Annotated in this window: 18 protein-coding genes; 7 read left to right on the top strand and 11 right to left on the bottom strand. The window is 71.4% G+C overall.

From position 1 onward, the window contains the following. Positions 1-183: 183 nt before the first annotated feature. From OHS59_RS06470 to OHS59_RS06450, 5 genes are all read right to left on the bottom strand, one after another. On the bottom strand, positions 184-1,455 hold the full coding sequence (locus OHS59_RS06470; protein WP_328492434.1) for an RICIN domain-containing protein: 1,272 nt from the start codon (positions 1,453-1,455) through the stop codon (positions 184-186). A 197-nt stretch (positions 1,456-1,652) separates the two neighbouring features. Continuing rightward, positions 1,653-2,309, bottom strand: a complete 657-nt coding sequence (locus OHS59_RS06465; RefSeq protein ID WP_328492433.1) for a VanZ family protein — start codon at positions 2,307-2,309, stop codon at positions 1,653-1,655. 287 nt (positions 2,310-2,596) lie between these two features. Next, positions 2,597-3,247 carry a DUF4230 domain-containing protein gene (locus tag OHS59_RS06460; protein WP_328492432.1) on the bottom strand — a complete coding sequence of 217 codons (651 nt, stop codon included), beginning with the start codon at positions 3,245-3,247 and terminating at the stop codon, positions 2,597-2,599. A gap of 226 nt (positions 3,248-3,473) precedes the next feature. After that, positions 3,474-5,390 carry a tetracycline resistance ribosomal protection protein Otr(A) gene (otr(A), locus tag OHS59_RS06455; protein WP_328492431.1) on the bottom strand — a complete coding sequence of 639 codons (1,917 nt, stop codon included), beginning with the start codon at positions 5,388-5,390 and terminating at the stop codon, positions 3,474-3,476. A 232-nt stretch (positions 5,391-5,622) separates the two neighbouring features. Next, positions 5,623-6,537, bottom strand: coding sequence for a transposase family protein (locus OHS59_RS06450; protein ID WP_328499001.1), 915 nt, complete (start codon positions 6,535-6,537; stop codon positions 5,623-5,625). 113 nt (positions 6,538-6,650) lie between these two features. On the opposite strand from OHS59_RS06450, the gene OHS59_RS06445 reads away from it, so the two are divergent. The 3 genes from OHS59_RS06445 to tuf all read left to right on the top strand — a co-directional run bounded on the left by OHS59_RS06445 (position 6,651) and on the right by tuf (position 9,780). Beyond that, positions 6,651-7,450, top strand: a protein-coding gene (locus OHS59_RS06445; protein WP_328499002.1) for an IS5 family transposase whose coding sequence is annotated in 2 segments (ribosomal slippage) — positions 6,651-6,986 and positions 6,989-7,450 — 798 coding nt in all. Because the reading frame shifts where the segments join, the coding sequence is not laid out codon by codon here. A gap of 79 nt (positions 7,451-7,529) precedes the next feature. Then, positions 7,530-8,444 (top strand): transposase family protein, encoded by a 915-nt coding sequence (locus OHS59_RS06440; protein ID WP_328499001.1) that lies wholly within the window; start codon positions 7,530-7,532, stop codon positions 8,442-8,444. 142 nt (positions 8,445-8,586) lie between these two features. Then, on the top strand, positions 8,587-9,780 hold the full coding sequence (gene tuf, locus OHS59_RS06435) for an elongation factor Tu (RefSeq protein WP_328492430.1): 1,194 nt from the start codon (positions 8,587-8,589) through the stop codon (positions 9,778-9,780). Between the two features lie 57 nt (positions 9,781-9,837). Here the strand turns inward: tuf and OHS59_RS06430 are convergent, their stop codons facing one another. Both OHS59_RS06430 and OHS59_RS06425 read right to left on the bottom strand, forming a co-directional pair. Further along, entirely contained in the window at positions 9,838-10,218 is a 381-nt protein-coding gene (locus tag OHS59_RS06430; protein ID WP_328492429.1) for an anti-sigma factor antagonist, read from the bottom strand. Positions 10,219-10,635: 417 nt separating this feature from the next. Continuing rightward, positions 10,636-11,586 carry an NADP-dependent oxidoreductase gene (locus OHS59_RS06425; protein WP_328492428.1) on the bottom strand — a complete coding sequence of 317 codons (951 nt, stop codon included), beginning with the start codon at positions 11,584-11,586 and terminating at the stop codon, positions 10,636-10,638. 70 nt (positions 11,587-11,656) lie between these two features. On the opposite strand from OHS59_RS06425, the gene OHS59_RS06420 reads away from it, so the two are divergent. Continuing rightward, positions 11,657-12,682: a GlxA family transcriptional regulator gene (locus OHS59_RS06420; protein ID WP_328492427.1), complete on the top strand. Its 1,026-nt coding sequence runs from the start codon at positions 11,657-11,659 to the stop codon at positions 12,680-12,682. 101 nt (positions 12,683-12,783) lie between these two features. Then, complete coding sequence (locus OHS59_RS06415) at positions 12,784-13,662, top strand: hypothetical protein (RefSeq protein WP_328492426.1); 879 nt, start codon at positions 12,784-12,786, stop codon at positions 13,660-13,662. A 56-nt stretch (positions 13,663-13,718) separates the two neighbouring features. Here the strand turns inward: OHS59_RS06415 and OHS59_RS06410 are convergent, their stop codons facing one another. From OHS59_RS06410 to OHS59_RS06395, 4 genes are all read right to left on the bottom strand, one after another. Further along, positions 13,719-14,321, bottom strand: a complete 603-nt coding sequence (locus tag OHS59_RS06410; protein WP_328492425.1) for a TetR/AcrR family transcriptional regulator — start codon at positions 14,319-14,321, stop codon at positions 13,719-13,721. Next, a complete protein-coding gene (locus OHS59_RS06405; protein WP_328492424.1) occupies positions 14,318-14,680 on the bottom strand; it encodes a DUF1304 domain-containing protein in 363 nt (120 codons plus the stop codon). The genes OHS59_RS06410 and OHS59_RS06405 overlap by 4 nt, the downstream gene beginning before the upstream one ends. Positions 14,681-14,753: 73 nt before the next feature. Continuing rightward, positions 14,754-16,040 carry a PucR family transcriptional regulator gene (locus OHS59_RS06400; protein ID WP_328492423.1) on the bottom strand — a complete coding sequence of 429 codons (1,287 nt, stop codon included), beginning with the start codon at positions 16,038-16,040 and terminating at the stop codon, positions 14,754-14,756. A gap of 102 nt (positions 16,041-16,142) precedes the next feature. Continuing rightward, on the bottom strand, positions 16,143-17,567 hold the full coding sequence (locus OHS59_RS06395; protein WP_328492422.1) for an MFS transporter: 1,425 nt from the start codon (positions 17,565-17,567) through the stop codon (positions 16,143-16,145). A 366-nt stretch (positions 17,568-17,933) separates the two neighbouring features. Here OHS59_RS06395 and OHS59_RS06390 point away from each other — a divergent pair, with 366 nt between their 5' ends. Both OHS59_RS06390 and OHS59_RS06385 read left to right on the top strand, forming a co-directional pair. Next, positions 17,934-19,793 (top strand): fatty acyl-AMP ligase, encoded by a 1,860-nt coding sequence (locus OHS59_RS06390; RefSeq protein WP_328492421.1) that lies wholly within the window; start codon positions 17,934-17,936, stop codon positions 19,791-19,793. Further along, positions 19,790-24,052, top strand: coding sequence for a beta-ketoacyl synthase N-terminal-like domain-containing protein (locus OHS59_RS06385; protein WP_328492420.1), 4,263 nt, complete (start codon positions 19,790-19,792; stop codon positions 24,050-24,052). The genes OHS59_RS06390 and OHS59_RS06385 overlap by 4 nt, the downstream gene beginning before the upstream one ends. The last annotated feature ends 2 nt before the right edge of the window (positions 24,053-24,054 follow it).

Below are 24,054 nucleotides of genomic sequence, written 5' to 3'. Positions count from 1 at the left end.
GGCACGCGCAGGCCCCGTCCGAACAGGCGAACAGGCCGCGTACGGGCGGGTCCGGCAGGTCCGGCCGGTCCGGCGGATCCCGTACGAGCAGAGCCCGGCCGGGTGGCCCCGGCCGGGCTCTGCCGCAGCCGGCCTTCCGCGCCGGCCGGCTGTTCCTCGTGTTCGGTCAGGCCTCCCGGCCGGTCAGCCGACCGTCCACTTCTGATTGGCCGCTCCGGTGCAGGTCCACAGCTGCAGCCGCGAGCCGTTGGCCGAGCTGTTGCCCGTCACGTCCAGGCACTTGTTGGCCTGGGGGTTCACGATGTCGTTCGCTCCGCTGACGACCCACTGCTGGGCGGGTACGCCCGCGCAGTCCCACAGCTGGACGGGCGTGCCGTCGGCCGTGCCACCGCCGGCGGCGTCCAGGCACTTGCCCAGCGCCCTGATGGTGCCGTCCGAGCCCACGCTCCACTGCTGGGCCGCGGTGCCGTTGCAGTCGTAGAGCTGAACGGGCGTGCCGTTGGCGGGGTTCGCCCCCGCCACGTCGACGCACTTGCCCGCGAGGCCCCTGATGGCCGAGCCGCCACCGCCGCTCTCGCCCGTCGTCACCTTCACCTCGTCCACGACGAGCTGCTTCGGGAAGGTGGTCGAACCGTCCGGGTCGCCCGGCCAGTAGCCGCCCACCGCGAGGTTGAGGATCAGGAAGAACGGCTTGTTGAACACCCACTGCCTGCCGCCCAGGTCGGCGGGCGTGCGGCGCTGGTAGACCGTACCGTCCACGGACCAGGTGACCGCCTCGGGCGACCAGTCGACGGCGAAGGTGTGGAAGGCGTCGGCGAAGGCCTGGCCGCCGGGCAGCGAGTAGCCGGCGCCGATGCCGCCGGAGCCGGAGTAGCCGGGGCCGTGCAGGGTGCCGTGCACGGTCGAGGGCTCGAAGCCGACGTTCTCCATGATGTCGATCTCGCCCGAGTTGGGCCAGCCGACCTGTCCGATGTCGTTGCCCAGCATCCAGAAGGCGGGCCACATTCCCTGCCCGCGCGGCACCTTCAGCCGGGCCTCGACCCGTCCGTAGGTCGTGGTGAACTTGCCGGCGGTGTTGAGGCGGGCCGAGGTGTACTCACAACGCCCGTACCAGCACTGGTAGTTGTTCGGGTTCTCGCGGCGGGCCTCGATGACGAGGTGGCCCTGGCCGTCGAGCTTCGCGTTGTTGTTGCCGGCCGTGTAGTACTGCCGCTCGTGGTTGCTGACGTTGTCGCCGGTCTCGATCTGCCATTTCGAGGAGTTGACGGCCGAACCGGCGGCGCCGTCGAAGGTGTCCTGGAACGTCACCGCGGCGGCGGCACTCGGTGCGGGGTCCGTCTGCGTGTGCGCCGCCCGCGCCGGATCCGCTTGCGCGGGTCCGACCGCGACGGATGCGAGGAGCACGGCGGACAGGGCGGCGAGGAGGTATCTGCGGAGCAGGCGTGGCGAGTCCACGACTTCTCCCTTCCGTACGGCGATCCCCGTGGGGGAGGAGCCGACTGAGGTGGGGGGTGCGCGCTTCGACTCTTGATTTAAGAAGTGAAGTAAGGAGGCGTCAAGACCTTGGTACAGACCATCCGTTCACATCCCGGACCGACCTCACGTCGTGACGCCTCCCGCCGCGCACCTCCCGCCGCCGGACCTCCAGGAGATCAGGCCGCGGCCTTGCGGTCACGGCGCCGCGGATGCACCGCGCGGCTCATCCGCCGGCCGAGGAGCAGATAGCCGATCAGGGCACCGGTGGTGTTGAGGATGACGTCGTCGATGTCGAAGGCGCGTCCGGTGATGAACGTCCCTTGCACCACTTCGACGAGCAGCATGGCCAGGGCCGTCAGCAGGGTCACCCGCAGGATGCCGCGTGCCTTGGGCACCAGGAGCGGCAGCAGCACGCCGAAGGGGATGCCCAGGACGATGTTGCCGCCGATCTGCTTGACGGCGTCCCGCAGCTCGGGCTGGTCGAGGTAGGCGCGCAGTGACTGGCCGGGGTGGATGTTGTTGTGCGTCAGCGCCTCGGAAGCCGGTGACGGCTGGAGCGTGAGCTTGGCCAGCACGGCGGCGAACGCCACCATGGCGGCGAAGGCGAGGAGCGTGACCAGGAGTCGTACGAGGAAGGGCGGCCGCCGTCGTTCTCGTGGAGCCTTCGTCTCGCGTGGAGCCTTCGGCTTGCGTGGGGTCTTGGCGGAGGGGCCGTCGGACTTCCCCCAACGCGAGCGCGGCTTGGTGGTGCGAGGGCTGGACTTCGTGGCGCCCGAGCCTGACGCGGAGCGGAAACGAAAGGCGGTACGGGGACGTAGCGCTGCGCGGGCCATGCAACCCTCCAGTTTTCAACTGTGATCCGGTGTGAAAGCCGATTACCCGGGGACTGTCCGAAGATGCCGCCGGTAATCACGCTCGGGGGGACGGGATTTTTTCGGCCCTCGCCCAGCTGAAGACCGCTACATCTGCGCTGGTACGGGCCCATTTCGAGCCCTTTTCGCACCCTTCTTCTGCTCTGCGGGAGTGCTCCGTACGAGCGCGCCCGTGAGCTGCGCTTGGCTGCTCACGGGCGCGGTCCTGCTCGGAGCGCCGACCGGACGGACGGCGCATGGCCGGGGGCTCAGGTCCCGTAGGTCACGCGCACCTCCTTGAACCCGAGTGAGCCCAGCAGGCCCTTGAGCATGCCGGTGGTGTTCTCCTCGGCGCGGGCGGTCAGCTCGCTGTCCTTCGCGGCGTCACCGATGTGCCGGGCGGCGAGCCGCTGTACGGCCCGCTCGTCGTTCGGGTTGTCCGAGAAGACGTCGCCGAGCCGGTCGAGGAGACCGCGCTGCTTGGAGACGGCGTACGAGTGGTCGGGGTCCAGCGCCGGCTTGCCCAGGGCGGCGTGGGGGAGCCTGAGCGTGGCCGAGGTGCGGTCCTTGTTGACCTTCACATCCTTGTCGCGGATCTTTCCGAGGTCGACGTAGGAGTCGACGGTGCCCGCGCCCACGTACAGGGTGCGGGTGCCCCGGACCGCGTCCGGCAGATACTTGGTGTCCTTCTCCAGATCCACCACCACCTGGAAGTTGCCCGAGGCGGCGTCGTAACGGCTGATGTCCTGGATGGACTTGAGGAGCGTGGGCCCCGTCCGATCGTGGGTGTCCTCGCGGAACACGTCGCCCAGTCCTGGCAGCAGGGTCCATCGCAGACCGGCGAAGAGCACCACCAGAACCAGCACGACGGCACTCACGATCTTCGCCCATCCGGGCATGCGCTTAAGAGACGTCGTCATGTGGACCGTCCTCCTTCCTCCTACCTGGTGCCCGCCAAATGCCGTCCCAGACAGCCGTGTTGGCCCAATGGTTGACATCGAAAGGAGTTCGGCGGGCTGCGGGGGGCGCGAGCCGCCGACCAGGGCGCTCCAGCAGCGTCCGGCGGTCACGGGAGCACCTTCCGGCCCTCCGCCCCCGTCCGTCGCGTGGGACCCCACGGGCCCGGGCGGCCCCGTGGGGTCCCGGTCACCGGACCGGACGATCCCCCGAGGGCCGTGACCACCAGACGCCCTCGCCGCGCGTCAGACCGGGCAGCCGCAGCTCGATGTCGCGCACGTGCCGGGCGGGCACCCGGCCGGTGACCAGCCAGGAGTCGCCGCCACCGGTCGTCTCACCGAACTCCGCTCCACAGGCGGCGAGTCGGGCGGCGACGGGGGCGAACGCGTCGAGGGGCAGTTCGGCCTCGAAGGAGTGGTACGGCTCGTACACCCGTGTCCCCGCGTGCTCCAACGCGCGGTGCAACACCACCGGCGTGAGCCCGCGGAAATCGCCCGCCGTGCTGAGTGGCGCGGCGTAGCCGGAGCGGACGAGCGTGACCCTGCAGTCCGTCACCGGCCAGCCGTGCGGCCCGCCGTCGAGCAGCGTGGCGTACACCGTGTCCTCGACGGCCTGGTGGAAGGCGCGGGGCAGGGCGCCCAGTTCGGTCTCGTAGGCGAAGACCGTGCCGCTGCCGGGCGGGCCGGGCTCGACACGGAGGCCGACCGTCGCCCAGAGCCCGGTGTGGCCGTGCCGCTGGATCTCCTCGTACGCCTCGCCCGTGCCCACCGGGCGCTCCAGGCACCGGATCCGGCTCGGTTCGAACTCGGCCTCGATCCCGAAGTCCTGTGTGAGGGTCGCGGCGACGACCTCCTTCTGCACCTCTCCGTACAGGAGGAGCGCGGTGCTGCCGGACGGTCCGGGCCGCGCGTGGAGCAGCGGGTCCTGGTCGGCCAGGGCCAGCAGGGCGGTGCGGAGCGGTGCCGCGCGGCCGGCCTCCCGGGCACGGACCAGGGTCTCCAGGGTGGGGGCGGCGAACTGCGGGGCGCGGTCCGGGCCCCGGCCGAGGCGGTCGCCGACCCGGATCCCGCGCAGGCCGCTCACCGCGGCGATGTTGCCCGCGGTGAGCGGTCCGGGCCCGCCCACCACGTCGAGTCCGAGAGCGCGGCCCGGTACCTCCGTCTCCCGCCCGTCCGCCTCACGCCGCAGGAAGGTGAGGCGCTGACGCTCCGCCACCTCGCCCTCGAACAGGCGGAGATAGGCGGTCCGCTCGCCGTCCGGCCGGGTGCGTACGGCGAAGACCGTGCCGCGCGGGTCCGCCGAGCCGGGTGCTTCCACCGTGCCGGGTCCCGGGATCAACCGGGGGAGGGCCGCGACGAGTTCGGCGATGCCCTGGCCGCCGAGCGCCGACCCGAAGAGGACCGGATGCAGGGTGCCGTCGGCGGTCCGCGCGGCGAGCGCGGCGCGCAGTTCGTCCCGAGTCGGCGGCGGGCCGTCGACGACCGCCGCCAGGATGCCGGGGTCGGCCTCGGCGAGCGTCTCCGTTGTACGCGGCTCGTCCACGGCGCGCGGTACGACCCGGGCGTGCGCGGTGCCGATGTCGCGTACCCCCGTGAGCGGGACGATGTGCGGGGTCAGCCTGCGCCGGATGTCGTCGAGCAGGCCCTCCTCCCGTGCGCCCGCGCGGTCGATCTTGTTCACGAAGACGAGTGTGGGCAGGCGGAGCCGGCGCAGGGTCTTCATGAGCACCCGGGTCTGCGCCTGTACGCCCTCCACGGCGGACAGCAGCAGGACCGCTCCGTCGAGGACCTCCAGGGCGCGTTCGACCTCCGCGATGAAGTCGGAGTGCCCGGGTGTGTCGATCAGGTTGATCTGCACGCCGGTCGTGTCCCCGGTCACGTCTTCGGCGGTGAAGGCCGCGACGGCCGAACGGATGGTGATGCCGCGCTGCCGCTCGATCGCGCCGTCGTCCGTGCGGGTGTCGCCGGCGTCGACGCTGCCGAGCCGGTCGATGACGCCGGAGTCGAAGAGCAGCCGCTCGGTGAGGCTGGTCTTACCCGCGTCGACGTGGGCCAGGATGCCGATGTTCAGGGTGCGCGAGGGGCGCGGGGTGTTCCAGGAGTGCATGCGTGGTCGAGTCCTCAAGAACGGTCGTCCGGTGGGGGCGAGGGGTTCCGAGGAATCGGCGCATTCGAGCTCCTGGGGTCGGGCAGTGGTCCCTGGGCATCATGGCCCGTTCACGTGGGTCGGCCGCAACCGATTTTCCCGTTCGTGGACAGGGCGTGCGATCGGCAGTACCGAATAACGAGTTGGTGCGTGATAGCGGGCGAGGCGTGTTTGGCCTGCTCATGGCTTATTTTCAGATGGTGCTGGTGCGGTCGGAGACGAGGCCGGCGATGGCGCGGTAGGTGTCGGGCAGGCGGTCACGGCGGTGGGTCCAGCGCGTCAGTTGCTTCCAGCGTTTGTGATCAGCCAGGGCGTGTTCGACGGTGATGCGATCGGATGAGTGCCAGTGACGGTCCCGTTCCCACTGCTCAACCCTGCTGGGCGGTGCTCCGGGACGCGGTTTTCTGGGCGGGGTGATGGCTTGTCCGCGGTGGTCGCGGCTCAGGCCGAGGTAGCCGTCGTCCAAGAGAACCTCGACGTCGGGAAAGTGCTGGAAGCAGTCGGCGATGCCTTCGTTGCGGGCGGCCGTGGCGTCGTGCATCCGTCCAGGTCGCAGGGCATCGGTCCATAACGTGCGACCCTGCCAGTCCGCGATGACGGTGGCTTTCATGGTGTTCTGTTTCTTCTTGCCCGACACGAATGCACGCCGGCCGCTGCGGCCGGCTGGTGGCCGGCGAACCTGGATCTCGGTGGCGTCCAGCCGCAGCTCGATTCCCTCGGCCTGGGCGTAGGCGAAAACATCTGTCAGTGTCCGCAGCCGCAGACCGGGACGGTCGGGGACCGCACACCCCCGCGCGGCCAGGAGAGGTCGTATCTCTGTGATCGCGCGGGTGATGGTGGAGCGGTCGACGCCGAACAGTAGGCCGAGCACGGCGTGCGGCAGGTCGTGGCGTAGATGAATCAGCGTGGCCACCAGTCGGTCGACGAACACCAGCTGATGGCGGGCGCCAGCGCCCTCGGCCCGCTTCCTGGCCCCGCCCCGCGCAACATGACGGCGACCGTCAAGACCAGCCTGCCACGGCGCCGCCAACTCCTCGATCAGACAGGCCAGATGATCCTGCGAGATCCCCGTGAACAGCTGATGCGCCAGCACCGCCCGATTGACCATGATCGCCACAGTCGGATCATGCCACCAGCCAGGCACGACACCTCACCCGCTATCACGCACCAACTCGTAAGACGCCATCTCATTTGGGTGACTAGACTTGTGGCGTGTCAAAGATCGTTGAGCGGCTGGTGCCGGACGAGTTGTGGGAGCTGTTCCAACGGGTGGTGCCCGACGCACCGTCGCGGCCCCAGGGCGGTGGCCGGCGTCGGCACGGCGACCGTGAAGTGCTGGCCGCGATCGTCTTCGTGGCGACCTCGGGCTGCACGTGGCAGCAGGTGCCGACCGCGTCGTTCGGCCCGTCCGGCGCGACGGCCCATCGGCGCTTCACCGAGTGGACGAAGGCCCGGGTGTGGGCCAAACTCCACCGCCTGGTCCTCGACGAGCTCGGATCCCGTGGCGAGCTGGACTGGTCCCGGTGCGCGATCGACTCGGTCAACATGCGGGCCCTGAAAAGGGGGAACTGACAGGCCCGAATCCTGTAGACCGGGGCAAGTACGGGTCAAAGATCCACTTGATCACAGAGCGGACCGGACTGCCCCTGTCCATCGGCATCTCGGGCGCCAACACGCATGACAGCCAGGCACTGATCCCACTGGTGAAAGGCATACCGCCGATCCGCTCCCGCCGGGGACCCCGGCGACGCAGACCCCACAAACTCCACGCCGACAAGGGCTACGACTACAACCACCTGCGACGATGGTTATCCAGCCGAGGAATCCGGCACCGCATCGCCCGCAGGGGCATCGAGTCCTCGGCCCGCCTGGGCTGCCACCGCTGGACCGTGGAGCGCACGATGTCCTGGCTCGCCGGATGCCGACGCCTGCACCGTCGCTACGAACGCAAAGCCGACCACTTCCTCGCCTTCACCAGCATCGCCTGCACCTTGATTTGCTACCGCAGACTCACCAAATGAGATGACTTCTAACGAGTTGGTGCGTGATAGCGGGTGAGGTGTCGTGCCTGGCTGGTGGCATGATCCGACTGTGGCGATCATGGTCAATCGGGCGGTGCTGGCGCATCAGCTGTTCACGGGGATCTCGCAGGATCATCTGGCCTGTCTGATCGAGGAGTTGGCGGCGCCGTGGCAGGCTGGTCTTGACGGTCGCCGTCATGTTGCGCGGGGCGGGGCCAGGAAGCGGGCCGAGGGCGCTGGCGCCCGCCATCAGCTGGTGTTCGTCGACCGACTGGTGGCCACGCTGATTCATCTACGCCACGACCTGCCGCACGCCGTGCTCGGCCTACTGTTCGGCGTCGACCGCTCCACCATCACCCGCGCGATCACAGAGATACGACCTCTCCTGGCCGCGCGGGGGTGTGCGGTCCCCGACCGTCCCGGTCTGCGGCTGCGGACACTGACAGATGTTTTCGCCTACGCCCAGGCCGAGGGAATCGAGCTGCGGCTGGACGCCACCGAGATCCAGGTTCGCCGGCCACCAGCCGGCCGCAGCGGCCGGCGTGCATTCGTGTCGGGCAAGAAGAAACAGAACACCATGAAAGCCACCGTCATCGCGGACTGGCAGGGTCGCACGTTATGGACCGATGCCCTGCGACCTGGACGGATGCACGACGCCACGGCCGCCCGCAACGAAGGCATCGCCGACTGCTTCCAGCACTTTCCCGACGTCGAGGTTCTCTTGGACGACGGCTACCTCGGCCTGAGCCGCGACCACCGCGGACAAGCCATCACCCCGCCCAGAAAACCGCGTCCCGGAGCACCGCCCAGCAGGGTTGAGCAGTGGGAACGGGACCGTCACTGGCACTCATCCGATCGCATCACCGTCGAACACGCCCTGGCTGATCACAAACGCTGGAAGCAACTGACGCGCTGGACCCACCGCCGTGACCGCCTGCCCGACACCTACCGCGCCATCGCCGGCCTCGTCTCCGACCGCACCAGCACCATCTGAAAATAAGCCATGAGCAGGCCAAACACGCCTCGCCCGCTATCACGCACCAACTCGTAAGTACCGCACAGGCGAGGAGAGCGGACCGAGCGGAGCGGACCGGGCGGAGCACGCTCGCGTCACCGGGTGATCAGGAGGGCTTGCAGTGGCCAAGGCGAAGTTCGAGCGGACCAAGCCGCACGTCAACATCGGCACCATCGGTCACATCGACCACGGCAAGACGACCCTCACGGCGGCCGTGACGAAGGTCTTGCACGACAGGTTCCCCGACCTCAACCCTTACACGCCGTTCGACGAGATCGACAAGGCGCCCGAGGAGCGGCAGCGCGGCATCACGATCTCCATCGCGCATGTCGAGTACCAGACGGAGCGGCGGCACTACGCGCACGTCGACTGCCCGGGGCACGCCGACTACATCAAGAACATGATCACGGGAGCCGCCCAGATGGACGGCGCGATCCTGGTGGTCGCCGCGACCGACGGGCCGATGCCGCAGACCAAGGAGCATGTCCTGCTGGCCCGGCAGGTCGGCGTCCCGTACATCGTCGTCGCGCTGAACAAGACGGACATGGTCGACGACGAGGAGATCCTCGAACTGGTCGAGCTGGAGGTGCGCGACCTGCTCACCGAGTACGAGTTCCCGGGCGACGACGTGCCGGTCGTGCGGGTCTCCGCGCTCAAGGCCCTGGAGGGCGACGAGCAGTGGAGCGAGTCCGTCCTCGAACTCCTCGCCGCCGTCGACGAGTTCGTGCCCGAGCCGGTGCGGGACGTGGACCGGCCCTTCCTGATGCCGATCGAGGACGTCTTCACCATCACGGGCCGCGGGACGGTCGTCACCGGCCGCATCGAACGCGGAGTGCTGAAGATCAACCAGGAGGTCGAGATCATCGGCATCCACGAGGAGAGGACGAAGACGACGGTCACGGGCGTCGAGATGTTCCGCAAGCTGCTCGACGAGGGCCGGGCGGGGGAGAACGTCGGGCTGCTCCTGCGAGGGGTGAAGCGCGAGGAGGTCGAGCGCGGGCAGGTCGTCATCAGGCCGGGCTCGGTGGCGCCGCACGCCGAGTTCGAGGCGACGGCGTACATCCTGTCGAAGGACGAGGGCGGCCGGCACACGCCCTTCTTCCACAACTACCGCCCGCAGTTCTACTTCCGGACGACGGACGTCACGGGGGTCGTGACGCTGCCCAAGGGCACGGAGATGGTCATGCCTGGCGACAACACGACCATGCACGTCCAGCTGATCCAGCCGATCGCGATGGAGGAAGGGCTGAAGTTCGCGATCAGGGAGGGCGGCCGGACCGTCGGCGCGGGCCAGGTCACCAAGATCCTCAAGTAGCCGTAGCCGTAGCCGTAGCCCTAGCTGTAGCCGTAAGTGGCGGCGGTGTCGGCGGTTTCAGGAGTATTCCGAGGCGGTCTCGGAGTGTCCCAGCGCTTCGTCCATGCTCGACAGTGGTGGCATGACGGCGGCGAGTTCGGTCACGCGCAGGATGCGCAGGGTCAGGGGATGGGTGCAGACCAGGTGCACCTGTCCGCCCTGGGCGAGGACCCGGCGGCGGGCCCGGTACAGCAGTCGCAGGCCCGAGCAGTCGAAGAACTCGATGTGCCGGAGGTCGAGGACCACCTGGGCGCCCGGTCGTCCCGTCGCCGCGTCCAGCACCGGAATGATGTCCAGCGAGGCGAGGATGTCGATCTCGCCGTGGAACTCCAGCACGATGTGTCCGCGGTCCTGGTGCACGCGCAGGTGCGGGGAGTGCGGCCCGGGGTTGTTACGCACGACGACATCACCTCCAGAAGGGTCACCGGGGACCGGGGTGACGTCGTGTCGTGAGCATAGAGCCGACATGGCACGGCCTGAGACCGCACCACTGTCCCTCACCCTGCAAGTTACCCTCGTTCGAGGTAATTTCAGCATGTTCGATTGACATATGTCTGTCATTTAGGAGATGTGCTGAGCCTTCAATGCGCCCCGTGGTGCGCCCCCGGTTGCGCGGACAGCGCCTGCCGGAACCTGGCCGCGCTCCTCGGGGGCGCGGGGAACCGCGCGATCGGCCCCCACCGGCCCGCAGGTCACCTCACCGCTGAAGCCTCGCACCGCCGGTGGAGCCCGCATCGCCGGTGAAGTTCGCGGCACCGGAGAAGCCCCGCGACATCGCCGGTGATGTCGCGGGGCTTTCCATGACCTCCGAAAGACCTACCGCACCTGAAGGACGAGCTTCCCCACCGTCCGCCCTGTATCGCCCAGCGCGTGCGCCTTCGCCGCGTCGGCCAACGGGAACGCCTCCGCGACCGTGGCCCGCAGCTTCCCCGCGGCGACGAGTCCGGCGATCGCGGTCATCCCGGCCTGATCGGCCTCGACGAGCATCTCCGCCGCCCGCACTCCGAGCCCTTCCGCCTCCTCGGCGAGCTCCGTGGTGCCGGAGACCAGGATCGACACCAGCAGCCCGCCCGGGCGCAGTGTCCGCAGGGAGCGCGAGCGGTAGTCGCCCCCGATCGTGTCCAGGACGACGTCGACGTCACGCACGGCCTCGGCGAAGTCGGTCTCCCGGTAGTCGACCAGTTCGTCGGCGCCCAGCCCGCGCAGGAACTCGTGCTTCCCCGAGCTGGCCGTACCGATCACATAGGCTCCGCGTTCCTTGGCGATCTGGACGGCCAGGTGCCCCACCCCGCCGGCCGCGGCATGGATCAGCACCCGCTGTCCCGGCCGGAGGTCCGCCGTGTCGACCAGCGCCTGCCAGGCGGTCAGCGCGGCGAGCGGTAGAGCTCCCGCCTGTGTGTGGTCCACCTCGGCGGGCTTGCGGGCGAGGGCCCGAGCGGGAGCGACGACGTATTCGGCGTGCGCCCCTACGCCGTACGGGTACGGCAGCATCCCGAAGACCTCGTCGCCGGGCTTGTGGATGGCGACGCCGAGACCGACGGCCTCGACGACCCCGGAGACGTCCCAGCCGAGAACGAACGGTGGCTCCTTGAGGAATCCGCCGTTGGCCCGGTGCTTCCAGTCGGTCGGGTTCAGGCCCGCCGCGTGCACCCTGACCAGCACCTCGCTCGGTCCCGGCTTCGGGATCTCCAGTTCCACTTCCTTGAGAACCTCGGTACCGCCGAGGACGTCCTGACTGATCGCGCGCATCGTGTTAGCAGTGCTCATGTGTCTCAGCCTGCCCGGCTTCGGAGGTCCAGGAAATGGCACGATTGCCATTGTTCGATAGGATCGTGCCATGCAGCAGACGTACTGCGGGGAGCGCCCCGCACACTCCGAGCAGCCCGAGGACCCGGAGGACCGGGGGTACGACGGACACGTGGAGCGAGTCGTCGTCCTCGCCCTCGACGGGGTCTACCCCTTCGAACTCGGCATCCCGAACCGGGTGTTCGGCTCGGCCGAGGGCCGGTACGAGGTGCTGACCTGCACGGTCGACGGGCAGCCGGTCCGCAGCAACTCGGACTTCTCGATCACCGTCGAGCACGGCCCCGAAGTGCTGCGTACGGCCGACACCGTGGTCATCCCGCCCTTCGCGGTGTCGAACGTCATCGCCGACCTCCCCGACGAGGTGGCCGAAGCGCTCAGGGCCATCCGCCCCGACACCCGGATCGTCTCCATCTGCACGGGCGCCTTCGTGCTGGCGGCGGCCGGGATGCTGGCCGGCCGCCGGGCGACCACGCACTGGCAGCTGGCCGGGCTGTTCCGGACGATGTTCCCGGACGTGGACCTGGACGCCGATGTGCTGTTCGTCGACGAGGGCTCCCTGCTCACCTCGGCGGGAGCGGCCTCCGGCGTGGACGTCTGCCTGCACCTCGTGCGCAAGGACCACGGCAGCGAACTGGCCAACCGGGTGGCGCGCTCCTGCGTGGTGCCGCCCTGGCGTGACGGCGGCCAGGCGCAGTACATCGAGCAGCCCGTGCCCGAACCCACGGCGACGAGCACCGCGGCCACCCGGCACTGGGCGCTGGAGCGCCTCGGCGAGCCGCTGACCCTGACCGAACTGGCCGACCACGCGCGGATGAGCCTGCGCACCTTCGCCCGCCGGTTCAACGACGAGGTCGGGATGAGCCCCGGCCGGTGGCTCATCCAGCAACGCGTGGTCCGGGCAAGGCAGTTGCTCGAATCCAGCGATCTGGCGGTGGACCAGATCGCCGGCGAGGTCGGCTTCGCCACCGGCTCCTCGCTGCGGCAGCACCTGCACGCGGCGATCGGGGTGTCGCCGCTGGCGTACCGGCGTACGTTCCAGGCGACCCGCCGCCCCTGACCGGCCCCGGCTCCGGCGTCGGCTCCGGACCCGCCGTGAACGTCCTGGGCTGCTCCCGCGTCGGAGCAGAGACACGGCGGACGGCAGGGGTAGGGGGCGCGATGCGCGGGTTCAAGGCGGGCGGACTGGCGGTGGCGGGAATCGTGACGGTCGCGACACTGGTGACCGTGCTGGTGGAGAGCGAGCAGGGGCACACCGACGGCGGGCTCCTCGCGGGCGGACCTGCGCCGGCCACGCCGTACAGCGGGCCCTTGCGAGTACCGCACAAGGAGTACGACGAGGACAGCCCGCGGGCGACCAGGGCCGAGTCGGGGGCGGCGGGGCTGGCCCTGGAGTGCGACGGGGACGTCTTCGCGGGCGGGTTCGGCGGCAACTGGAGTGCGGGCGACGGCGGTTCGACCCCCGCCGAAGGACTGGAGGCGTACTTCGAGATCGAGCAGCCGGACGTGCCGAGGTCCGGCTACCGGGTGGAGCGCGAGGAGAAGGGGCGCGTCCTGTTCTCGTACGACGTCGACGGCCGGACCAAGGCCGCCGTCGTCGTCGCGAAGGACCAGCCGGACAGGCCGGGTTGGGGCCCGGAGACGACCGCCTCGTGCGACCCGGCGGAGTTCCCCGCGAGCTTCACCGACGACCTGGGATGGGAGATCTGGACGGACGGGCACGGGCGCCGGCTGCCCGTCACCACCGTCCACGGCTCCGAGGGATCCGAGCACTGCGGCTGGCAGTCGGCCCGCTTCCTCGCGCTCGGCGAAGGGAAGAAGGGCGCCCTCTATGCCCGCGACCCGCAGGGCGTGCTGTCCGGCCTGCTCACCGCCCCGTACGACGGCGACGCCACGCTTCCCGAGGGGGCGCGTGACACCGGTTACCGCCACGGCGAGCGACAGCTCTGGCTGACGGCCGACAGGAAGAAGGCGTACGTCCGCACGCCGGACGGGGTGGAGGCGTGGCCGGCGGTGAAGGAGGGGGCGGGCTGCGAATGACCTCCCGGACTCGCGTCCCCGACCTGCGTCCCCGACCCGCTTCCCGGACTCGCTTCCTAGCCCCCGCCTCCTGACGCTCCTGACGAGTGACGTCCCGTGGAACCGTTCCACGGGACCGCGTGCAGGGCCACGAGCAGGCGCCACACCTTGTGCGCGATCTCCTCCGGTGTGCCCTCGACCAGCCCGTGCAGCCAGTCGGCGAGGACGCCCGCGAAGGTCGCGGCGACGGCGGAGGCGACGAGGGGGGACTCGGGTGCGCCGGCGAGTTCGCGTTCGGCGAGGCTGCGGGCGCGCAGGTCCTGGTGGAGGACGCGGCCGAGCGGGCCGCCGCCGCCCGGGGACAGCAGGGCGCGGTACAGCGGGGCGTGCGGGGGCAGGTCCGCGAAGAACGCGAGCAGGGCGTCGGGCGCCGACCTGGGGTCGGGCCTGCCCCGCCACGCGTGCAGGGCGTCCACCGCGTCGCGTACGACATCGGCGCAGGCGTCGACGGCCAGCGCCTCCAGGTCGGCGTAGTGCAGGTAGAACGTTGCCCGGCCGACCCCGGCGGCGCGCACCAGTCCCGCGACGCCGACCTCCGTGAGCGGCCGGTGGGCGCACTCGTCGAGGAGGGCTCGGCGGAGCTTCGCGCGGGTGCGTTCGGCCCGGGGGTCGGAGGTCACCGGGCGACGAGGACGGCGGCGAGGGCGAGTGCGCCGGGCAGGGCCTGCGCGAACAGGATGCGACGGTTCGCGGTGGCCGCGCCGTACACGCCCGCGACGACCACGCACACCAGGAAGAAGACCTGGGCGTGGAACCCCGTCGGGTCGTCGGCGACCAGACCCCAGACGAGGCCAGCCGCTAGGAACCCGTTGTAGAGCCCCTGGTTGGCGGCGAGCGGGGCGGTGGCCCGCGCCATCTCGGGGTCGAACCCGTGCAGTCCGCGCCCCGGCTTCCGCTCCCACAGGAACATCTCCAGAACCAGGATGTACGCGTGCAGCGCGGCGACAAGACCGACCAGCACGTTCGCGAGCGTCTGCATCAGGGTGAACTCCTTCGAGGGGCGACGTTCTTCTGGACAGGTGTCCAATATACATGGACACCTGTCCAGAAACTCACACCTCGTTGTCGGCCCTGACCGCGGCTCGGGGCTCGACGACCCGGCGGAGGTCGAGGGCGCGCAGAGCCAGTTGCATCTCGAACTGGGCCGTGGGGTCGTGGAGCCGGTCCCCGAACAGTTCGTCCAGCTGGCGCATGCGGTAGCGGACCGTCTGCGGGTGGACGGCGAGCCGCGCGGCGACCTCGCTCGCGTTGTGTCCGCACTGGAGCCAGCTGAGCAGCGTCTCCGCGAGACGCTCGCGCTGCGGCGGCCGGACACCGTCCAGGGGACGCAGATGCCGGTCGGCCATCGCGTCCACCAGCGCCTCGTCACGGAACAGCAGCAGCGTGGCCAGATGGTCCCGGCAGCGGACCAGCTCCGTGTCGGGCAGGACGCCCCGCCGGGCCAGGTCCAGCGCCTCGGCGGCCCACCGCAGCGACCTCGCCCCTTCCTGGAGCGCGACGTTGGGGCCCATGGCGGCCCGCGACCCCTGCAGCGCTCCCGCGACGGCACGTGCCCGCCCGGGGCCCTCGGGGTCGGGCACCACCAGCACGGCGGGCCGCACGTCGAACCGTGCCAGGAACTCCGGCGGCACGATGGGCGGCGGCCCCGCGGCCCGCGACCCGCGGTCGACGACGACCACGGCCAGCGAACGGGGCACCGGCCACTGTGCGGTGTGCGCCAGCTCCGTGATGGCCGCGACCGACGCGGGCGGATCCACGATCAGCAGATCGATCAGCCGCGTACGCCGCTGCCGCAGCTCGCCGGCCGCGTGCAGCCGCGCCTCCGTGTATCCGGTCGTCGTCGCGGCCGCCATCTCGTCCAGGTGCAGGAACAGCGCCTCCCCGAACGCGGCCAGCACATGACGCGGCAGCAGATCGGCGTCGACCAGGGCGTTGATCCGACGCCAGGCCACCCGCGCGCCCAGGCGCAGCGCCGACTGGAACGCGTCGAGGCTGCGCCCTTCGTCCGCCTCGCCCCGGCCGATGCGCTGATACGTCGCCCGCACCGGCTCCCCGTCGGTGTCGGGCTTGGCCATCCGCTCCAGGAACCCCTGCAGGGCATGCTCAACACCCTGGTGCACGACCTGCATGTACGTGTCGTCCGTCGGCCGCGCGTACTCGGGGATCTCGGTTCTGATCGCCTGTACGACCTCTTCGGTGATGTCGGCGAAGAACGGTCTGAGCTGGTCGTGCAGACCCGAGGGGAACGCCTTGAACGGGCCGTCCACCGCCTCGACGACGGCGGTGGCGGTCACGGCCCTGATCCCGGCCTCTCTCGCCGGCATACGGAATCCGTTCACGCGGCGGCTCCTTCCGCACCTGGGAAGTGGGGCACGCCGACGTTACCCGCGCGGATTCTGCCCAGCTTCATCGTCGGCTGACAGAGGTACGCCCGGGACTTGTCACTTCATGACAAGGGGGATCCTGGACCGTGCGACGACCCGCCGGTGGCGGCCCCGGCGGCGCAGCGTCAGCAGCGTGACGAGCGCACCCGCCAGCACGCAGCACGCCGCGATCCGCAGCCCCAGGTCGTACCCCGCCAGGAAGGCGTCGTTCGGGTCGGCGCCGGTCCGCAGTCCGGCACGCTCGCGCCGGGTGAGGACCACACCCACCAGGACCACCCCGAACACCCCGGAGACCTCGCGGGCCGCGCTCACCAGGCCCGTCGCCATCCCCACCCCGTCCTCCGGCACCCGGAGCAGAGAGCGCACCGTCAGGGGAGTGGTGAACGCGGAACCCCAGCCGATCAGCAGCAGCCCGGGCTGCAGATCCCAGAAGCCCGCGCCCGCACCCGTCCCCGAGACGTACAGCAGACCGACCGCCACCAGGCCGAGTCCCCCCGCGATCGAGACATGGGCGCCCAGCGCACGGGCCGCCCGCTCGGCCACCGGCGTCCCGAGCAGCAACGCGCCCGCCAGCGGCAGAAAGGCCAGCCCCGCCCCGGTCGGCGAGAAGCCGAGCACCCGCTGGAGATAGAGGGCCGTGAAGAAGAACACCCCGTTGACCCCGATGCCCCACAGCACCTGCGCGAGGATCCCACCGGTGAGGAACCGGTCGCGCAGCAGCCGCAGTTCGACGAGAGGGGCGGCGGTCCTGGCCTCCACGACGACGAACGCACAGGCGGCGACCGCCGAGACACCCAGGCACAACGGTACGGGCGAGGTGCCGAAACCGTGTTCCTGGCCGCGCACGAGCCCGTACGTGAGCAGATAGAGCGCGAGTACGGACAGCAGTGCGCCGGGCACGTCCAGACCGCTCCGGCGGGGCGCGGACCGGGCGGGCACGGCCGGCATCAGCAGCAGCGCGAGCAGCCCGAAGGGGACGTTCAGCGCGAACACCCAGCCCCAGCCCCACCGTTGGGTGACGAAGCCGCCCACCACGGGACCCAGCGCCAGTGCCACGGCCAGGGCCGCCGTCCACAGGCCCACGGCCGTCGAGCGCAGCCGCGCGGGCAGGTCGACCGCGATGACGGCGAGCGAGGCCGGAATGACCAGCGCGGCCCCGACCCCCTGCACCGTACGGGCCGCTATCAGCGCGCCCCCGCTGTCCGCGAGGGCGCAGGCCGCCGACGAGGCGGTGAAGACGACGATCCCGGCGGCCAGCACCGGCCGGCGTCCGCACAGATCGGTCAGCCGCCCGCCGGGCAGCAGCAGTGCGCCGAAACTGAGCACATAGCCGGCGGCCACCCACTCCAGGTCCGGGACCGTCAGGCCCAGTTCGCGCTGCACGGTCGGCAGGGCCACGTTGATGACCGTGTTGTCGAGCGTCGTGATGAAACCGGTCAGCGTGAGCAGGCAGAACAGCGCGAACAGCCGTGCACGTCCCACGAGACGCTCCTTCCGCCGTCACACGGATCGTCCGCACGGATTGTCGGCGGGGGAGCGGCGCCCGGGCTCTGGCCCACGGCATGGAATCGGCTGCGCGCCTTTGTCAGTGAACTGACAGAACGCGCGAGCCGAACTGTCAGCACGTCCTCTAACCCACCGGCGGCCCGGAGGCGGAACCTGGGTCACCGCTCCACGCCGGTGCCCGTCCCGACCGGTGCCCGCTCTCCAGGCCGGTGCCCGCCCCACCGGGCACCGCCCGCACCGGACACAGCCCGATCGGCGCCGCTCCACCGGACACCGCTCCGCCCGCACTCCGCAGCGCTTCGCCCCCCGCCCCGCTCCGCCGCCGACCCAGTTGGAGCCGCCATGACCTCCGGAGCCGCCATGACCTCCGCCGGCCCCGCCGCCGACGAGGCCTCCCTCACGGACCACCTCCGGCACTGGGCCGAACACCGGCCGCAGCAACGCGCGTTCAGCCATGTCGCCTTCCCCGACGGCTCCTCCGGCGGACTGCACCGCACCCTCGGCTGGCGGGCCCTCGACGCCCGGGCCAGAGCGGTGGCGGCCCGCCTCGTCACCGTCGCGTCCCCCGGTGAACGGGCCGCCCTCGTCCTGCCCCAGGGCCTGGACTACGTGGCCGGGTTCCTCGGCTGCCTGTACGCCGGTGTCATCGCGGTACCCCTCTTCGGACCCGAACTCCCCGGCCACGGAGGGAGACTGGCGGCCGTCCTCGCCGACTGCGAACCGGCCTGTCTGCTCGCCGACTCCGGTTCGGCTCCCGCGATCAGCGACTTCGTACGGGACCACCGGCTCCCGGACCTTCCGGTGATCCCGGTCGACCGACTCCCCGTCCGGCGCGGCGGATTCGGCTCGGGAAGCTGGGGCGATCCGGTTGCCTCGGTTGCCTCGGTTGCTTCGGGTGACTCGGGCGACGACCCGAGCCGTCAGGAACCGGAACCGAGACCCGAGCCGGACGACATCGCCTACCTCCAGTACACCTCCGGATCGACCCGCAGCCCGGCCGGCGTGATGATCAGCCACGCCAACGTCGTCGCCAACGCCCGCCAGGCACTGGACGCGTTCGTCGCCGACCCGAGGACGGCCACGACGGTCGGCTGGCTGCCGCTCTTCCACGACATGGGCCTCGTCCTCAGCATCGCCGCCCCCGTCGTGGGCGGCTTCCCGTCCGTCCTCATGGACCCCGGAGACTTCCTCCGCGACCCCGCGCGCTGGCTGCGCCTCCTCGGCTCGTACGAGTGCACGATCAGCGCGGCCCCGAACTTCGCGTACGACTACTGCGTGGCCCGCACGGCCCCCGAGGCCGTCGAGGAACTCCGGCTGGACCGCGTACGGGTGCTCATCAACGGCAGCGAGCCGGTACGGGCCGGCACGGTTGAGCGCTTCCGCACGGCCTTCGGGCCCGCGGGGCTCGACCCCACGACGCACTGCCCGGCGTACGGCCTGGCGGAGGCCACCGTCTTCGTGACCGCGAGCTCCCCGGACGAACCCCTCTCGACCGTCACCTGCCAGGCCGACGCGCTCGCGGAGGGGCGGATCGAGGAGACGCCGCCCCACGAGGGAACAGCGGCGCACGAGGCAGCGCCGACGCACGAGGGAACAGCCGTACTGGTCTCGTGCGGTACCCCGGTCGGGCAGGAGCTGCGGATCGTCGGGGCCGACGGCGCCGTACGGCCGGCAGGGCACGTCGGAGAGATCCAGCTGCGCGGGCCCAACATCGGCCTCGGCTACTGGAAGCGCGCCGGACTCACGGCCGAGACCTTCGGCTTCGGAGCGCAGGAGGACTGGCTGCGGACCGGCGATCTCGGCGCCCTGCACGAGGGACGGCTGCTCGTCACCGGCCGCCTCAAGGACGTACTCGTCGTGGACGGGCGCAACCACTACCCCCAGGACATCGAGGAAACCGTTCAGTCGGTCGTCCCGCTGGTCCGCCGCGACCATCTCGCCGCCTTCGGAGTGACCCGCCCCGACGCCGTGGCCGAGGAACTCGTCGTGGTCGCGGAGCACCGCAGGGACGCCGACCCGACGGCCCAGGACGTCCGCGTCGCCGAACGCGCCGTACGCGCCGCCGTCTCGGCCCGGCACGGGCTGCGCCTGGGCGCACTGCTGCTCGTGCCACCCGGCTCCGTCCCGCGCACGAGCAGCGGCAAGGTGTCCCGCGCCGCCGCGCGCACCCGGTTCCTCGACGGCGGGTTCGGGCCGCGATGAGCGCCTCACGCATGGCGGTCCGCGGCCTGGTCACCGAACGGCTGCACGGCTGGTACGGGCTGCCGCCGGACGAGTTGCCCGACGACCGTCCGCTGGCCGAGGCCGGGCTGACCTCGCGGGACGCGCTGGCCCTGACGGCCGCGCTGAGCGAACTGGTGGGACGGCGGCTGCCGGACACGCTGCTGTGGGACGCCCCGACGATCGACGCGCTGGTGGAACGGCTGACCGAGGACGAACCGGCGGCGACCGAGGCCGCACACGCACCGAACGCACCGCACGCGGGTGCCGGGTCACCGGCTCCCGCCCTCGCTCCCGCCCCCGCCCCTTCCTCCGTACCCGCCCCCGTGGTCTCCGTCGCCGTAGTGGGCGTCGGCTGCCGTTTCCCCGGCGGTGTCACCTCCGCCGACGCGTACTGGCGGCTGCTCACCCGCGGCCGGGACGCCGTCGGCACGCTCCCGGCCGGCCGCTGGGATCCCTTCGTCCGGGACCCGGGACAGCTCCCGGACGACGTGATCCGGCACGGCGCCTTCCTCGGCGGGCTCGACGCCGTCGCCGGATTCGACGCCGAGTTCTTCGGAATCGCGGCGCACGAGGCCACCGCCATGGACCCCCAGCACCGCATGCTCCTGGAGGTCACCCGCGAGGCCCTCGACCACGCGGCCCTGTCCGCCACCGCGCTCGCGGGCACCCGCACCGGTGTCTTCGTGGGCATCAGCGGCAACGAGTACGCGCACCTCACCACCGCCGACCCCCGTGCCGTGGACGCCTGGACGGCCACCGGCGCCGCCCTGAGCGTCGCCGCGGGCCGCCTGTCGTACGCGCTCGACCTGCGCGGCCCCAGCCTGTCCGTGGACACGGCGTGCTCGTCGTCGCTGGTCGCGGTGCACCACGCCGTACGCAGTCTGATGTCGGGCGAGAGTGAAACGGCCCTGGCCGCCGGAGCGAACCTGCTTCTATCGCCCGCCGTCACGCTCGGCTTCCAGCGGGCGGGCGCCCTCGCACCGGACGGCCGCTGCAAGGCCTTCGACATCGCGGCCGACGGGATCGTACGCGGCGAGGGCTGCGGAGTGGTCGTCCTGAAACGGCTCGCGGACGCAGAACGCGACGGCGACCGCGTCCTGGCGGTGATCCGGGCGACAGCCGTCAACTCCGACGGCCGCTCCAACGGGCTCACGGCGCCCAACGCCGAGGCCCAGCGCGCCCTCCTCGCCGAGGCTTACACCGATCCGGCGACCGTGGACTACGTGGAGGCGCACGGCACGGGCACCGCTCTCGGCGACCCGATCGAGGCGAGCGCGCTCGGCGCGGTCCTCGGCCGTGACCGCACCCCGGACCAGCCCCTGCTGATCGGTTCCGCCAAGACCAACCTCGGCCATCTGGAGGCCGCCGCCGGTATCGCGGGCCTGGTCAAGACCGTGCTCGCCCTGCACCACGGGGAGATCCCCGGCCAGCTGCACTTCACGCGTCCGGGCCCGCACGCCGACCTCGACGCGCTCGGACTGCGTGTCGTCACCTCGCCCGAACCCTGGCCCCGCTACTCGGGCACCGCCACCGCGGGCGTCTCCGCCTTCGGCTTCGGCGGCACGAACGCCCACGCCGTCCTCACCGAACACCGCCCCACCATCGGGCCTTTGGCGTCCAAAGCCTCCGAGCGGACGGAACTGCCGGAGCGGTCGGAGCGTCCCGCGCTGCTCCTGCTCGACGGGCCGACCGCCGAGCGCGTGCGCGACTACGCGGGCGAACTGGCCGCCTGGCTCGACACCGCCGACAGCCGGCGCGTACGCGACTCCGACCTCGCCCGTACCCTCGCGGGCCGCGTCGGCCGCGGGCGGCATCGTGCGGCCCTCGTCACCCGGGACCGCACGGAGACCGCCACCGCGCTCACCCACCTCGCCGACGGCACCCCGTCCCCCCACCTGATCACCGGCCACGGAGCCCCGCACGGGCCCGGACCGGTGGTGTGGGTCTTCTCCGGCTACGGGTCCCAGTGGCCGGGCATGGGCAGCCGACTCCTCACCACGGAGGCCGTGTTCGAGGCGGCCGTCGACCGACTTGAACCGCTCCTGCGCGAGCACGCGGGCCTCTCCCTGCGCGCCGGACTCCACCCCGACGCCGACCTGTCCACCCCCGCCACCGTCATGCCCGTCCTGTACGGCACGCAGGTCGCCCTCGCGGAACTGTGGCGGTCGTACGGTCTCGAACCCGCCGCCGTCATCGGTCACTCGCTCGGCGAGATCGCGGCGGCCGTCGTGTCCGGGGAACTGGACGAGGCCACCGGCGCCCGCATCGTCGCCGTACGCTCCCGGCTGCTGGCCCGCCTGAACGGCGGAGCCATGGCGGTGGTGGACCTCCCGGCCGCCGAGATCCCTTCGTCCGCACGGGAGTTCAGGACCCTGCGGGTGGCCGTGCACGCCTCGCCCGCCCAGAGTGTGGTCACGGGTTCGGCCGAGGACGTAGCCGGCCTGGTCGCCCGGGTGACCGAGGGCGGCGGCTTCGCGCGCTCGCTCGGTGTGTCCGCGGCCGGCCACTCACCCGAAGTCGATCCGCTGCTACCCGAGTTCGCGTGGGAGCTGGGCCGCATCCGCCCCTCCTCGCCCCGCTGTCGTCGCTACTCGACAGCGCTCGACGATCCCCGAGGAGATGGGCTCTGCGACACGGCGTACTGGGCCGCCAACCTGCGTAACCCCGTCCGCTTCGCCCAGGCGGTGCGCGCGGCGGCCGAGGACGGACACCGGGTCTTCGTCGAAGTCGCCCCGCACGCCACGCAGTCGCATCCGCTCAGCGAGACGCTGCGCGACGCGGGAGCCGAGGACGCGCTCGTCGTGCCCACGCTGCGGCGCGGCACCGACGACGCGATGAGCTTCCGCACCTCGCTGGCCGCACTGCTCGTGCACGGCGTGCCGGTGACCCGGCCGAGGGAGGGGCTGCACCCCGAGGGCCGCATCACGGACGTCCCGCCACCCCGCTGGCGGCACCGCAGGTTCTGGGCGGGGGAGAAGACACCCGAGGAACCACCCCGGTCCGAGTCGCCGGCGCCCGCTGCCGGCCCGCTCGAACGGCTTCGGCGGTGCGTGGCCGGGGTGATGGGCTACGGGCCCGAACACCTGGACCCCGACGTGCCGTTGACCGAACTGGGCCTCGACTCCCTCACGGCCGTGCGCATACGGACCGTCGTGCAACGGGAGTTCGACGTAGACATGGAACCGTCCACACTCCTCGGACGCGGCACGCTACGAGGAATCGCCGACCTGCTGCCCCACGCCGCAGAGCCGACCCCGCAACCAGTCGCCCCACCAGGGGCGCGAGGAACGGCGCGAGCAACCACAACGCACCCGCAGCCAATCGCCCCCCTAGAGGCGCGAGGAACGGCGCGAGCAGCCACAACGCACCCGCAGACGCAACTGCACCCACACCCCCACCCATACCCACCCACACCCGTGAGCGGCGGGTGCGACCCGGGCGGGACCGCTCTGCGCACCTTCCCCGCCACCGGCCCCCACACCCCCCTCTTCCTGGCCCACGCCGCAGGCGGATCCGCCGCCGTCTACGCCCGGTTGGCAACCCGACTGGACGGCACCCGCCCGGTGTACGGCTTCGACCGCCGGCCGGACCCCGACGACGTGCCAGGCCGCGCCGCCGAGTTCGCCCGGCAGATCATCCAGGCCCGCCCCAACGGACCCTGGGTGATCGGCGGTTGGTCCTACGGCGGCCTGGTCGCCCAGGAGGCGGCCGGCCTCCTCGCCCCGCACGGCAGAGTCGCCGCCCTGGTCCTGCTCGACTCCGTACTGCCCCTGCCCACCCGCCTCACCCCCGCCGATCTCGCCCTCCGCCGCTTCCGTGACTTCGCCGCGTACGTGGAACGCACCTACGGCACGGCGCCGGACCTGCCGTACGACGAGCTCGCCGGGCTCGACGACGCCGGACGGATCGACCTGGTCGTCAAGGTGCTGAGGGACACCGTCGAGCTGCCGGAAGCCGTCCTGGAACACCAGCGGACGTCCTACCTGGACCTGCGCAGCGGTGAACGGCACCGTCCCGGCGGGTACTTGGGCCGCACCCTGCTCTACCGCGCGAGCGAACCCGCCCCGCACACCGTGCGGGACCCCCGCTACGAGCGCGGCGACCCGACGCTCGGCTGGGACGCGCACTGCACCGACCTGACCGTCGTCCCGCTGCCCGGCCACCATCTGTCGCTGCTCGACCCACCGGTCGTCGACGACCTGGCCCGGCTGCTGACACGCGATCTGCGGGACTCCTGAAG

This window comes from Streptomyces sp. NBC_00414 (assembly GCF_036038375.1).
Lineage (GTDB): Bacteria > Actinomycetota > Actinomycetes > Streptomycetales > Streptomycetaceae > Streptomyces.
This window is presented reverse-complemented; position numbering and strand designations above follow the sequence as displayed.

Excerpts from the sequence above, each read along its gene's own strand:
- OHS59_RS06465 (WP_328492433.1), bottom strand. The coding sequence starts at position 2,309 with ATGGCCCGCGCAGCGCTACGTCCCCGTACCGCCTTTCGTTTCCGCTCC.
- OHS59_RS06460 (WP_328492432.1), bottom strand. The coding sequence starts at position 3,247 with ATGACGACGTCTCTTAAGCGCATGCCCGGATGGGCGAAGATCGTGAGT.
- OHS59_RS06450 (WP_328499001.1), bottom strand. The coding sequence starts at position 6,537 with ATGGTCAATCGGGCGGTGCTGGCGCATCAGCTGTTCACGGGGATCTCG.
- OHS59_RS06440 (WP_328499001.1), top strand. The coding sequence starts at position 7,530 with ATGGTCAATCGGGCGGTGCTGGCGCATCAGCTGTTCACGGGGATCTCG.
- OHS59_RS06425 (WP_328492428.1), bottom strand. The coding sequence starts at position 11,586 with ATGAGCACTGCTAACACGATGCGCGCGATCAGTCAGGACGTCCTCGGC.
- OHS59_RS06420 (WP_328492427.1), top strand. The coding sequence starts at position 11,657 with ATGCAGCAGACGTACTGCGGGGAGCGCCCCGCACACTCCGAGCAGCCC.
- OHS59_RS06415 (WP_328492426.1), top strand. The coding sequence starts at position 12,784 with ATGCGCGGGTTCAAGGCGGGCGGACTGGCGGTGGCGGGAATCGTGACG.
- OHS59_RS06405 (WP_328492424.1), bottom strand. The coding sequence starts at position 14,680 with ATGCAGACGCTCGCGAACGTGCTGGTCGGTCTTGTCGCCGCGCTGCAC.
- OHS59_RS06390 (WP_328492421.1), top strand. The coding sequence starts at position 17,934 with ATGACCTCCGGAGCCGCCATGACCTCCGCCGGCCCCGCCGCCGACGAG.
- OHS59_RS06385 (WP_328492420.1), top strand. The coding sequence starts at position 19,790 with ATGAGCGCCTCACGCATGGCGGTCCGCGGCCTGGTCACCGAACGGCTG.